The organism is Acinetobacter sp. ANC_7634, assembly GCF_056779875.1.
Window position 1 is genome coordinate 1 of the sequence record NZ_JBWYIT010000004.1, and the last position, 13,162, is coordinate 13,162.

A 13,162-nucleotide genomic window follows, 5' to 3' on the forward strand; every position below is an offset into this window, starting at 1 on the left:
TGGCTGGTATTGTTGAACATGTCACTTTAGTTGAGTTTGATACTAAGCTGCGTGCTGACCAAGTATTACAAGACAAACTTAACAGCTTGCCTAACACGACTGTCATCAAAAATGCGTTGTCTACAGAAGTAGTCGGTGATGGCAAACAAGTGACTGCACTGAAATACAAAGACCGTGCGACGGATGAAGAACACACAGTCGAATTGGCGGGGATCTTCGTACAAATCGGTTTGTTACCCAACACGGATTTCTTAAAAGAAACTCAAGTTGAATTAACCAACCGTGGTGAGATTGTGATTAACGATCGCAACGAAACCAATGTAAAAGGTGTATTTGCTGCGGGTGACTGTACAACAGTACCTTATAAACAAATCATCATTGCCACTGGTGAAGGCGCGAAAGCATCACTGTCAGCGTTTGATTACATCATTCGTTCTGGACAGTAATTTCAGCCTTAATATACCGCATTAAAGTGTAGCCCTGAGAAAACTCTTTCTCGGGGCGTTTTTATAAGCCAATATTATCTTTACAATTTTTGAATAAAACTTTATTTAAAATCTGCTTATATTGTTCTCATCCATGCTACTTGGATACTCATTGAATTAAAAAAGGAAGATAAAATGAATAAGATTCTTGTTGCTTTAGGTCTTGCTGCTACAGTTGCTTTGGTTGGGTGTAATAAGGATAAAGCTCCTGAAACTGGCGCGACAACTGGTGAACATTTAGAAAATGCCGCTGAACAAGCAGGTGCAGATATTCAGAATGCGACTGAAGATGCAGCTCAATCAACTGCAACTGCAGTCGACAATGCTGCTGATGCGACAGCGCAAGCTGCAGATAATGCTGCTGCACATGCTGAAAATGCTGCGCACAACGCTTCAGAAGCGGCTAAAGAAGCAACTGCTAATGCAGCAGCAGCTGTAGAAGAAGGTGCAGCGAATGTAAAAGAAAAAGCTCAACAATAATTTGAGTTCTACCAATTAAAGCCTCTTTAGAGGCTTTAATTTTTTCTCTAACAGAGCAATTTTACAGCCCCAAGATACGAATCAAGCCTATACTGTATGAATAACAACTCTTTTTTGAATAACATTTTCAGATAATAAGACAAAATCCTATGAGCTATTCACATCATACAGAACCACATTATATACATCGCACAGGTTGGTTAAGAGCTGCTGTTCTTGGTGCCAACGACGGTATAATTTCAGTCACTAGTTTAATCATGGGGATGGCAGCAAGTGGCGCGAATCAACATACCCTTTTAATCACTTGTATTGCTGGTTTGATTGCAGGCGCAACGTCCATGGCAGCTGGTGAATATATTTCGGTAAAATCTCAGTCTGATATTGAAGAAGCTGATCTAAAGTTTGAAGCAAGTGAGTTAGCACGCAATCCACAAATCGAACTGAAAGAATTAACGCATATTTATGTACAAAGAGGATTATCACCCGAACTTGCTCATCAAGTTGCTATACAACTGAGCGAGCATGATGCGTTAGCTGCACATGCACGCGATGAAATTGGTATTCATGAAAATACAACAGCTCAACCTTTTCAAGCCGCTTGGTCTTCTGCCACCGCCTTTTCAATAGGTGCAGCTTGCCCTATGATCGCTATACTGATCAGTCCTCCTGCATATCTAGAATACAGTGTTGCCTTTTTTTGCATTTTAGCGTTATTTATTCTAGGGGCTTTATCTGGATATTTTGCTGGAACGTCTAAAGTAAAATCTGCATTGCGAATTACGCTTTGGGGAATCGCAGCGATGGCATTTTCAAGTTGGATTGGCTCACTGTTTAATGTACATGTCGGCTAACATATAAGAATTACAAATATATAAAATCAATATTACTCAGCAGCATTTAATGCATAAATGCAGTGTAGGACTATCAACCCACAATCAATCAATTAAAATACTGATGTGTTTTATCAGCTTTTCTTATCTTCATGTCCATTATTGCAGCTCAATCTGACCGATCACACTCATCGGTCTGGATCGCTATTGTTTTATTGATTGTAGGCACCCTTGGTGCTTATCAAATTGTGGGAATTAATCAAGCCCTGTTATTCCTTATTGGTGGTGCGTTTGGTATGACGCTCTACCATGCATCATTTGGTTTTACATCGAGCTGGCGCGTTTTTATTAAAGAACGCAAAGGTCGTGGTTTACGTGCACAAATGATTATGCTCGCACTGGCAGTGCTGCTCTTCTTCCCAGCTTTAGGTGCAGGTGAATTATTTGGTCAACCCGTTAAAGGCAACGTCAATCCCGTATCGATGTCCGTGATGATTGGTGCATTTATTTTCGGAATTGGCATGCAACTGGGTGGTGGTTGCGCATCTGGGACACTCTATACAGTCGGTGGTGGTAGCTCACGTATGCTGATCACTCTATTCTTTTTCTGTTTAGGCTCACTGATCGCTACTTCACATATTGAATGGTGGTTTGCACTGCCACACTTAGCCCCTATTTCAGTAGTACAAAGCTTTGGTGTTATTCCAGCGCTAATACTCAATTTCGTGCTATTTGGTTTGATCGCATTAGCAACAGTCTACTTCGAGAAAAAACGCCACGGTCAGCTTGAACAAGAACCTGTTGCAGCACATCAAGGCTGGAAACGTTTCTTAAAGGGACCATGGCCTTTAATTTGGGGTGGTATTATTCTCACCCTGCTTAATTTCGCCACGCTTGCATTGGCTGGTCGCCCATGGGGTGTCACATCTGCACTCGCAGTATGGGCAGCGAAAGGTGCAACATTAGTCGGAATTGATGTAACAGCTTGGGACTATTGGCAACAACCTGGAAATGCTAAAGCTTTAGCAAATTCGTTGTGGTTTGATATCACCTCTATGATGAATTTTGGCATCATACTCGGCGCTTTACTTGCAGCAGGTCTCGCTGGAAAATTTGCACCGAATCTCAATATCCCTAAACGCTCAATTCTAGCAGCTGTCATTGGGGGGATCATGTTGGGTTATGGCGCTCGATTAGCATACGGTTGTAACATCGGTGCTTATTTCAGCGGCATTGCATCAGGCAGTCTACATGGGTGGTTATGGCTGATTTTCGCTTTTATTGGTAATGGTATAGGTGTGAAACTTCGTCCACTATTTTTCCCGAATGAAAAGCCTCAGCCTGAAAAAATTACAGGTTGCTAATCAGCAAATATCGATATTTGAGAACGCCTAATTTCAATTGGGCGTTTTTATCTTTCTATAGTGCAATTACAACCACTTAATAGAATAAGAAAAAGAAAGGAGTATTAAATTTCAGCCGATTGAAATCAGCTAAGTCACCAAAGTTTGTTCTTATAATAAGTCTTTATGTGCTTACTTTGAGTTTGTTAAATGCTGCATCATCTATATAAAAACCCATCCTAAGATGGGCTTAAGATTTAGATATTAAAAGTGAAGTCAAGCCTCTACTTTCTTTTTCAAAGTTGCATCTAATTGTTCTTTATCTAATGCATTATCCCAACGTGCTACAACGATTGCTGCACAAGCATTGCCAACAAGATTAGTTAATGCGCGGCATTCAGACATGAAACGATCGATACCTAAAATAAGTGCCATCCCTGCAACAGGTAATGCTGGAACGACGGATAATGTAGCTGCCAGAGTAATAAAGCCCGCACCCGTTACACCTGCAGCCCCTTTTGAACTAATCATCGCAACCAACAAAATTGTGATCTGTTCCCAAATGGTCAAATCGATATTACAGGCTTGAGCAATAAAAAGAGCAGCCATCGTCATATAGATATTTGTACCATCTAAATTAAATGAATATCCAGTTGGAATGACCAAACCAACGACCGACTTTTCACAACCCGCTTTTTCCATTTTATTCATCAGCGTTGGCAGTGCAGCTTCAGAAGAGCTCGTGCCTAATACTAACCATAATTCATCTTTGATATAGCGGATGAGATCAATGATAGAAAATCCATTGTATCGTGCAACTGCTCCCAGAATAAGCAGAACAAATAAAAGTGAAGTAATATAGAACGTTACGATTAATAATAGTAAATTTCCAATACTCGAAATACCGAAAGCACCAATCGTATACGCCATCGCACCAAATGCACCAATTGGAGCTAGTTTCATCAACATACCGACAAGGTAAAATACCGGAGCGGTCAGTGTCGTTAAGAAGTCTGTAACTGGTTTCCCTTTTTCACCCACCGCTGCAAGCGCTAAACCAAATAGAACAGCAACAAATAAAACCTGAAGAATCTCACCACCCGCCAAAGGACTGATTAAAGTCTTTGGTATGATATTCATGAAGAAGTCAACAATAGAGGCATCCTGAGCTTTTTCAACATAAGTTGAAACTTTGTCACCTTCTAAAGCAGCAGGATCGATATTAAGACCTTTACCCGGCTGAATAAGATTGGCAACAATCATGCCCACAATCAGCGCAAGCGTAGAGAAAGTTAAAAAGTAAGCCATTGCTTTACCCGTCACTCGCCCCACTGCGCCCATATTCGTCATACCAGCAATACCCGTGACCACAGTCAAGAAAATAACGGGTGCAATGATCATTTTGACGATTTTAATAAAAGCATCGCCAAGAGGTTTTAAACTTGCCCCCAACTCCGGCATAAAATGTCCAAGTGTGACACCCGCAATAATTGCAAAGATGACTTGAACATATAAAATTTGATAAAACTTTTGCTTCTTAGGTGGTTGAGATTGCTCATCAACGTGAATATCCATGGAAGACCCTTCTAATTCAAAAAAGTGAATCCATTGTTAAATGCAATAAATTTCACACTCAAAAATGAATTGCGCGTTAAATAATTTCAAAGGTCGAAATTCTAGTGACATTCACTTTTTGAATGAAAAAGTCGGGCTTAACTATTAGTCTAAGAAAAAAAGATCTATAGAGTTCAATTGGGCTGAGATGACTAAATATGAATCGTCATAAAAATTAACTCATATAAAATTAAGTTTTGATATTTTTAGAAAAAAAATGAAAATTAAAAATTCATAAGTTAATTTTGAATATTAAAAATACAAATAATTTTATTTTATGACCCAATATATACCTATAAAGTATAATTAAATTTCAATGCAATCTAAGAACAATATATATAAATATATAATTCAGTATCTTATGTAAATAACCCTTAAAGAAATATAATCAAAAAATATTAATCATTTTAGTAGTATAAATTTAAAACACTCTTACAAAATTGTTTTTATTATATTTTATCAAATAAATTCAATAACTTATTTTTAAAAAATCGTACTAAACCTGCTTTTCATTCATATATCTCCAATACCTTTTAGGTACGTATTGAACATGCAACTTAGGATTATCACGTGCCACTATATTTACACTCTTAAAATAATCCTTCCAAAGTTGATCATATAGCTCTTCTTGATCATCGAGTTCAATCATGAATGATTGACTAGAACCTATATGGATATTTTGATCAATTTCGGCTGCATTCAAATTAACTTGATGGACTTGCTTCAAATCATAGTAAATTCCGTAGCGTCGCTTTTCATCATAAATTAACCAACGCTGGTCTTGATAACGTGCTTTGAAATGCTTAGAGATTAAAGGCAGAACATTAAAATCTGGTCTTACTAATGATAAAAATAAACCATCCTTACACTTTTTAAAGCGAACAAATGCCTCCATTCGGTGCTTTTCACGACCAACTTGTTTAGCCCATTGTGCAAGCGCTAAAACATCACGATGACCGAAATTTTTTTCAACGGCATATTGGTGCTTAAAGATATAAATGGAATAATCAAATAGATGTTGATATGCCACTTCCTGCTCAGACAAAAAAGTAAAATACCAATTACGCAAACTTGAAGCAGAAATTTTAGATTTTAAACCTTGCCAGACTCGTTCAGCTTGCTTTTCTTCACTGTAAACTCGGACTGACTCATCAAATAAATTCTGGTGAGCGTTTCCTTCAGTTTGAACTTTTACGTCGAACTCTTTGAATTGAAAAGCTCTAAAAACACAGCACAGCAACCCAGTCCTGGTACCATCAAAAACATACACAGCCATTTAAAACCCAAATCCTAGTTGAGGTGACAGTTGTTTCACATATTTTGATTGCCCACTTTGTAAAATTTGCTGGCGGATCTGATGAGCGTGCTGTTCTCTTTTAAACTTAGGTGTATCAGCACATCGAATAAAATGTTGAGCACGATTATAAGCAACGCCTAAGCGCTTTAACTGATCGATATGAATTTTTCCAAAACGGCGAGCCTGTACAATTTTCTTAGCAGATCTCACACCAATGCCAGGAACACGTAAAATCATTTTATATTCAGCAGTATTAATATCCACTGGAAACTGCTCTGGATGTCTTAAAGCCCAACCTAATTTAGGATCAACCTCTAAATCTAAATTGGGATGTGCTTCATCCACAATTTCGTTGGCTTCAAATCCATAAAAACGCATTAACCAATCTGATTGATATAAGCGATTTTCTCGCAATAACGGCGGTGCAGAACCTACAGCAGGTAAAGCAGACTCTTCTGGATTGATAGGTATATATCCTGAGTAATACACCCGTTTTAATTTAAAATCTTTATAGTGCTTGTCAGCCATCAAGATTACATCACGATCTGTTTCGTGATGCGCACCGACCACCATTTGTGTTGTCTGACCAGCAGGCACAAATTTAGGAACCGACTTGATTAGTTTTCTCTCATCTTTCAATTCAATCAAACGGTCTCTCACAATACCTAAATCTTTCTGCACTTCTGCATGCGACTTTTCAGGTGCAAATTTCACCAAGCCTTCTTCTGTCGGCATTTCTAAGTTAATGCTCATCCGATCGACATACAGTCCAGCCTCATGAATAATTTCTTGCGAAGCGCCCGGAATAGTTTTGAGATGAATGTACCCATTAAAATTTTCTTCCAGTCTTAATTTTTTTACGACTTGAAGCATTCTCTCCATGGTGTAATCCGCGGATTTAAAAATTCCTGAACTTAAAAATAACCCTTCTATATAGTTTCGACGATAAAAATTAATGGTCAGATCTACCACTTCTTGGACGGTAAATGCTGCTCGCTTTACGTCATTTGAACGGCGAGAGATACAATACGCACAATCATAAATACAGACATTTGAGAATAAAATTTTTAATAATGAAACACAGCGACCATCTTCGGTATAACTATGGCAAATTCCGGAACCTGTATTACCAAGACCTTTATCTTTGTTCTTGCGGTTACTACCACTTGAGGAACAAGAAACATCATATTTGGCAGCATCAGCTAAAATCTGTAATTTTTCACGGATACGATCAGACATATATGTATGGGGAAGCAATGAGATTTCGAATATTATAATTGTTTATTTATTCTACTAAATGTCGCTGATCATTCATGCGACACAGTTTGACGCTTTGCATTTTCGCACTAAATAATGAATATAATTTGATTCTCCGATCATGATTGTGCAAAGTGAAATTAAATCATGGAGCTTGATTATGTCTTTACTCGAACAATTATCCATTCAGCATCCCATTTTTTTGGCGCCAATGGCTGGGGTATCCACACCAGAACTGGCAGCTGAAGTATCCAATCAAGGTGGTTTAGGGTCTCTTGGTTTAGGTGCTGCCAGTATCGAAAGTGCTCGACAACAAATTTTTGCAACTCAAAAATTAACAGATTTACCCTTTCAGGTGAATTTCTTTTGCCACAAACCAGCTCAACTTGATTCTGAACGTAATCAAAACTGGATAAATTATCTAAAACCCCACTTTGATAACTTTAATACTGAACCCCCCAAAGAATTAAAATGTATTTACCCCAGTTTTTTAGATAATGATGATTTTTTAGATTTAGTCTTAGAAACTCGACCTAAGGCGGTGAGTTTTCACTTTGGGATACCTCATGCACATCAAATAGCTGCCCTCAAAGAGGCTGGTATTATTACGATGGTATCAGCAACGAACTTAGCGGAAGCTAGAGCAATTGAAGACGCTGGGATTGATATCATCATTGCACAAGGTATTGAAGCGGGAGGACACCGTGGTATTTTTAATGAGCATTTTGACAGTGCAATCAAAACAGCAGATTTAATAAAATTACTTGTTCCTACCTGCAAGATACCTGTCGTAGCAGCTGGTGGAATCATGAATGGCTTTCAATCTAAATATATGATGAATCTCGGAGCTTCAGCCGTACAACTCGGTACTGCATTTGTACAATGCAAGAGTTCAGCTGCAAATGCAGCTTATCGTAATGCATTATTAAGTAAGCCTTTAACTCAAATTACATCAAGCATTTCTGGGCGACCAGCGAGAGGGATAATCAACAGTTGGTCAACTCTCGTAGATTTACCTCGGCGTGAGTTAGTTGCTCCCTACCCTTATGCATATGATTTAGGTAAACAACTAAATGCAGCAGCATTAACCAACAAAGATGAAAGTTTTGGTGCATTCTGGGCAGGAAGTAATGTAAATCAAATCAGAGTTTTAGAAGCACCTGATTTAATCAATCAAATCATATTAGAAATTGATCAATATGATGCTTAAATAATCGATAAAACCCATACCGAGCTGAAGTTTTTTTATTTACAATGAATTGTTAAATTATGTAGCGAAAAGTATGGGTTTTGTATTATTAGCACTTGTGGCGATTGGATTTGGAATAGACAGCTATTCACATGCTCAAGATAAAGATCAGTCCACTCAACATAATGTTGAGCAGTTAGATGCTCAAATTTTAAATCAAGATCAATAACAATCTCCTGAAGAGAAAAAATCGGATTCTCAAGTAAATTTACAACCTCTTGAATCTCAACAGTAGAATGTATGAATAACTTATCTCAGTTGAGTGCTGACATATTGAAACTCAACCTGATTTTAATAAATCCACAGATTCCACTTGAACATCACTCATAATTTGCCCTTCTGACAAAAGTAAATCGAAATAATTGGCTACGACTTTGGCTTGTTCCACTGTACTTTCTACTTTGTACATATTCTGACGAAATTCATTACTTGAGTGGAGACCTTTGGTGTACCACGCGATATGTTTACGTGCAATGCGACAGCCTGAATACTCACCGTAAAATTCATATAGCTCATTCAGATGTCCCAATAGAACTTCTTTCACTTCAGCAATCGATGGCGCTGCAAGTGGCTGTCCCGTTTTTAAATAATGAGCAATTTCTCTAAAAATCCATGGACGACCTTGTGCTGCTCGACCAATCATCACGGCATCAGCACCAGTATGATCTAATACATACTTGGCTTTTTCTGGGCTATCAATATCTCCATTTGCAATGACTGGAATAGAGATATTTTGCTTCACTTCTTTAATTAGATCATAACGTGCAGTATTTAAATACATATCTTCCCGTGTACGACCATGCAATGCTAAAGCTGCAATACCCGCTTGTTCTGCGCGCTTCGACACACGCATAATATTTTCATGTCCGTTTAAAAATCCTAAGCGCGTTTTAAGTGTTACAGGGACATCTACTGCCTCGACCACCGCATCTAAAATTCTGGCTACCAAGTCTTCATCTTGTAAGAGTGCAGAACCTGCTAATTTATTGCACACCTTTTTCGCTGGACAGCCCATATTGATGTCAACGATTTGAGCACCATTTGACACTTGATATCGTGCAGCTTCAGCTAAATCCCGTGGGTCTGATCCTGCTATTTGTGCTGAAATTGGAGCAATTTCACCATCAAAGTTGGCTCGGTAGAGACTTTTCTTGCTCATACGCAGCGTTTTGTCAGAAGTCATCATTTCACTAACTGCATGTCCTGCACCAAAATATTTACACAAGGTTCTAAATGGTCGATCCGTTACACCTGCCATGGGTGCTACAAAAACAGGAGTTGTTTTTTCGCGATCAAATAAATCACGGATCACAGGATGTTGAGACATGAATAATACCAATGATGATGAAACAGTTTCAGAATGCTTAACTTTTTAAATCTGCACTCATTGAGAGATTGAAATTAGATACAAGCATTAAATTATATAACGTTTGAAACTAAAAATATGTTTTATCTCATTTTGCTTGAATGTTAATGGATGAACTTAAGCTCAACACTTAGATTTATATTTGAAGCATGCTGCCATTATCTTGTATACATATAAGTTCTCACAAATCGTGAATGAAATAGTATACTTCGCTAGAATCTTTATCCCTGATACTTTGCATTTATGAAAAATAGCTTTCGCTCTAATGTAATTTTTAAAGCCTGTAGTGTTGCTACATTAAGTTTATTCATGAGTGCTTGTGGTGACTCATCATGGTGGAACACACAAGATAAAACGATTGATGCAGAACAAATCTCAAAACTCATTCCTGGCCGCGTTAATAATCGTGGTTCATGGGCCGAGGATATTTATAAAATAACCGAGCAACTCGGTATACCCCAAACGAAAGAAAATGTGTGTACCATTATTGCTGTAGTCGATCAAGAATCTAATTTTGTTGCAGATCCCCATGTACCCGGACTAGGTGCCAAAGCAGTTAAAGAAATTGAAGATCGTTTAGATGAAAAATTTAAAGATAAATTAGGAGATAGTATCGGAGGCACCGTTGCGGGGTATTTCCAAGAAGTCTTAAAAAATCAACCAACACCTGAAGACAATTATCTAAAACAAATGCGAAAAGTCTCCACCGAACGAGAATTAGATGAATTGTATCGTGAGATTTTTGCTCACATGGCAAAACACTACCATGTCAGTGCACTCACTGGTGCAGCTAAACTCGTTGGTCAAGATATTGGTGAAAAACTAAATCCCATTACCACTTTAGGCTCTATGCAAGTTCATATTAGCTATGCAAAAGATCATAAGCGCCAAGGTGGAAGTATCGCAGATCTAAGATCAGACCTTTATAGTCAATATGGCGGACTCTATTATGGTATTCACCGCCTGATGATGTATCCAGCAGATTATGATCAACCCATATATCGCTTTGCAGACTACAATTCAGGCATGTATTCAAGTCGTAACGCCGCTTTCCAAAGCATGCTCAATGAATTAACAGCAGCGGAGTTAACGCTTGATGGAGACTTATTACTGTACAATAAAAATGGCAATCCAAAAGCTGAAAAGAGTCAATCTGAACAAGAACTTATCAATGTATTTGCCGCAAATAATGTATTTATTACACCTCGTCAAATTCGAGCTGATTTAAAGAAAGAAAAAGAGAAAAAGTTTGAAGATACGCAAACCTATAAAGCTGTGACTGAGCTTTACGAAAAGAAAATTGGAAAAGAAAAATTTTATGCCATTATGCCTGAAGTGGTTATTTCAGGTCCTAAGCTTAGTCGCGACTACAATACCAACTGGTTTGCTACGCGAGTTAACGGTCGATATCAAACATGTATGCAGAAAGCAAAAAGAATCAAAACCTAGCGTTATTTGATTTTGATGGAACACTGTGTGAAAAAGATAGTTTTACGAGCTTTATCTTTTACGCCTTATCAAAACGACATATTGTTAAGCAAGGACTAAAAACCCTGCCTTGGATTCAAGCCTATTTTTTAAATATTTACCCCGCGCACGCAATGCGCCCTAAGCTATTCAAGGCAATGTTTACTGGATTTTCTAGGTCTGATGCAGATCCGATTGCACTTGAATACGCCCATTCATTACAACAACACTTAAACTCACCCATTTATGAACAATTGATCAAGCATCAACTCCGTGGTGACCGCATTGCGATTGTCTCTGCATCCATTGATATTTATTTAAAACCCATTTCTCAGATTTTAAATGTAGATTTGATTTGTACTGAAACTGAAGTGCTCAATCAGTTTTATACGGGTCATTATTCTTCTCCTGATTGTAGTGGCGAAGAAAAAAGACAGCGCATACTCAAGCAATATGATGTAGACCAATTTCAATCAATTTATGCTTATGGAAATTCTTATGAGGATCAAGCGATGTTGGATATGGCTGATTATCCTTATATGGTCGGATCATCTCATCAATTACCCGATCTTGACCCACAAAAAAAGCTCGCCTAAGCGAGCTTTTATTAAATAAGAAATTAATAGATCGCCATATGATTGCGATGGATCATTTCTAATGAACGTGCTTCACCTAGAACTTGGTGTACCTTATCTGAGGGTAAGCCTTTGACAATTTCAGCGCTACGTGAACTAAAGTTGACACGACCAACTGCGACGCGATGCCGTTGCTGATCCACACACTCCACCACATCACCACGCTCGAAATGCCCTTCAACTGCTTTCACACCTACAGGCAATAAACTCCGATGATTTTCTTTGATCGCTTTCACAGCACCATCATCAATCACCAATCGCCCTGCAGTCTGCAAATGCGCAGCTAACCATTGTTGGTGAGCAGTGATTCGATCATTATCAGTGATAAACAATGTACCTAGCATCTCACCCGACATTAATCGAGTTAACACATGATTACTGTCTCCACTGGCAATCAGTGTAGGACATCCTGATTTCGCAGCTAAACGAGCAGCACGTACTTTGGTCAGCATTCCACCTCGACCAAACTTACCACCACCACCTGCCATATCAAACAAACTTTCATCTAATGCGCGAACTGTATGAAACAACTTCGCATTAGGATTTGAGCGAGGATCTGAATCAAACATCCCCTCTTGGTCTGTCAAAATAATCAATAAATCAGCATGAACTTGGCCTGCAACCATTGCAGCTAAAGTATCATTGTCTCCGAATCGAATCTCATCAGTAGATACAGTGTCATTTTCATTAATCACTGGAATCACTTTCCAATCGATTAAATGTTGTAAAGCATCACAAGAATTCAAATAACGGCGACGGTCAGCCAAGTCATCATGAGTCAATAAAACTTGTGCAGACTGAATATTGTGATTCAACAATACACTAGACCAAGTTTGTATCAGCCCCATTTGACCAATGGCAGCACAAGCTTGAAGACTGGGTAGATCCGTGGGTCGATTCTCAAGTTTCATTCGAACCATACCTTCAGCCACAGCACCGGAAGACACGAGAATAATCTCATGCCCTGCATTGTGTAGATCTGCAATTTGCCCCGCCCAATGCGAGATTGCATCTATATCTAAACCTTTTCCGTTTGCTGTGAGTAAAGATGATCCGATTTTAACAACGATTCTTTTGCAACCCTTGAGCTGACGTTGCCCATCTACCACTTCTATCATCTTGTCCTCTGTCTCTTATAT

Annotated in this window: 13 protein-coding genes; 8 read left to right on the forward strand and 5 right to left on the reverse strand. The window is 38.5% G+C overall.

Going from position 1 to position 13,162, the window contains the following annotated elements; translation table 11 throughout:
- From AC1M9A_RS06145 to AC1M9A_RS06160, 4 genes are all read left to right on the forward strand, one after another.
- Nucleotides 1-446, forward strand: a 446-nt coding sequence (locus AC1M9A_RS06145; protein WP_481609860.1) for an FAD-dependent oxidoreductase, incomplete at its 5' end; no start/stop codon positions are given.
- Between the two features lie 174 nt (nucleotides 447-620).
- On the forward strand, nucleotides 621-965 hold the full coding sequence (locus AC1M9A_RS06150; protein ID WP_035265393.1) for a hypothetical protein: 345 nt from the start codon (nucleotides 621-623) through the stop codon (nucleotides 963-965).
- Between the two features lie 149 nt (nucleotides 966-1,114).
- Nucleotides 1,115-1,816: a VIT1/CCC1 transporter family protein gene (locus tag AC1M9A_RS06155; protein WP_180028406.1), complete on the forward strand. Its 702-nt coding sequence runs from the start codon at nucleotides 1,115-1,117 to the stop codon at nucleotides 1,814-1,816.
- Between the two features lie 131 nt (nucleotides 1,817-1,947).
- Nucleotides 1,948-3,159, forward strand: coding sequence for a YeeE/YedE family protein (locus AC1M9A_RS06160; RefSeq protein ID WP_481597342.1), 1,212 nt, complete (start codon nucleotides 1,948-1,950; stop codon nucleotides 3,157-3,159).
- Between the two features lie 255 nt (nucleotides 3,160-3,414).
- Here AC1M9A_RS06160 and AC1M9A_RS06165 read toward each other — a convergent pair whose 3' ends face one another.
- The 3 genes from AC1M9A_RS06165 to AC1M9A_RS06175 all read right to left on the reverse strand — a co-directional run bounded on the left by AC1M9A_RS06165 (nucleotide 3,415) and on the right by AC1M9A_RS06175 (nucleotide 7,288).
- Nucleotides 3,415-4,713: a dicarboxylate/amino acid:cation symporter gene (locus AC1M9A_RS06165; RefSeq protein WP_481597343.1), complete on the reverse strand. Its 1,299-nt coding sequence runs from the start codon at nucleotides 4,711-4,713 to the stop codon at nucleotides 3,415-3,417.
- 535 nt (nucleotides 4,714-5,248) lie between these two features.
- Nucleotides 5,249-6,028: a TIGR03915 family putative DNA repair protein gene (locus AC1M9A_RS06170; protein ID WP_481609861.1), complete on the reverse strand. Its 780-nt coding sequence runs from the start codon at nucleotides 6,026-6,028 to the stop codon at nucleotides 5,249-5,251.
- Complete coding sequence (locus AC1M9A_RS06175) at nucleotides 6,029-7,288, reverse strand: putative DNA modification/repair radical SAM protein (RefSeq protein ID WP_481609862.1); 1,260 nt, start codon at nucleotides 7,286-7,288, stop codon at nucleotides 6,029-6,031.
- A gap of 178 nt (nucleotides 7,289-7,466) precedes the next feature.
- On the opposite strand from AC1M9A_RS06175, the gene AC1M9A_RS06180 reads away from it, so the two are divergent.
- Complete coding sequence (locus AC1M9A_RS06180) at nucleotides 7,467-8,516, forward strand: NAD(P)H-dependent flavin oxidoreductase (RefSeq protein ID WP_481609863.1); 1,050 nt, start codon at nucleotides 7,467-7,469, stop codon at nucleotides 8,514-8,516.
- Nucleotides 8,517-8,589: 73 nt separating this feature from the next.
- Nucleotides 8,590-8,724 carry a hypothetical protein gene (locus AC1M9A_RS06185; protein WP_481609864.1) on the forward strand — a complete coding sequence of 45 codons (135 nt, stop codon included), beginning with the start codon at nucleotides 8,590-8,592 and terminating at the stop codon, nucleotides 8,722-8,724.
- 111 nt (nucleotides 8,725-8,835) lie between these two features.
- Here the strand turns inward: AC1M9A_RS06185 and dusB are convergent, their stop codons facing one another.
- Nucleotides 8,836-9,882, reverse strand: a complete 1,047-nt coding sequence (dusB, locus tag AC1M9A_RS06190; RefSeq protein ID WP_481608845.1) for a tRNA dihydrouridine synthase DusB — start codon at nucleotides 9,880-9,882, stop codon at nucleotides 8,836-8,838.
- A gap of 282 nt (nucleotides 9,883-10,164) precedes the next feature.
- Between dusB and AC1M9A_RS06195 the strand changes: the two genes are divergently transcribed.
- Together AC1M9A_RS06195 and AC1M9A_RS06200 are read left to right on the forward strand one after the other, a co-directional pair.
- A complete protein-coding gene (locus AC1M9A_RS06195; protein WP_035265483.1) occupies nucleotides 10,165-11,370 on the forward strand; it encodes a DUF1615 domain-containing protein in 1,206 nt (401 codons plus the stop codon).
- Nucleotides 11,337-11,984: an HAD-IB family hydrolase gene (locus AC1M9A_RS06200; protein ID WP_481587802.1), complete on the forward strand. Its 648-nt coding sequence runs from the start codon at nucleotides 11,337-11,339 to the stop codon at nucleotides 11,982-11,984. The genes AC1M9A_RS06195 and AC1M9A_RS06200 overlap by 34 nt, the downstream gene beginning before the upstream one ends.
- A 23-nt stretch (nucleotides 11,985-12,007) precedes the next feature.
- Here the strand turns inward: AC1M9A_RS06200 and proB are convergent, their stop codons facing one another.
- Nucleotides 12,008-13,141, reverse strand: a complete 1,134-nt coding sequence (gene proB, locus AC1M9A_RS06205; protein WP_035265485.1) for a glutamate 5-kinase — start codon at nucleotides 13,139-13,141, stop codon at nucleotides 12,008-12,010.
- Between the last annotated feature and the right edge of the window lie 21 nt (nucleotides 13,142-13,162).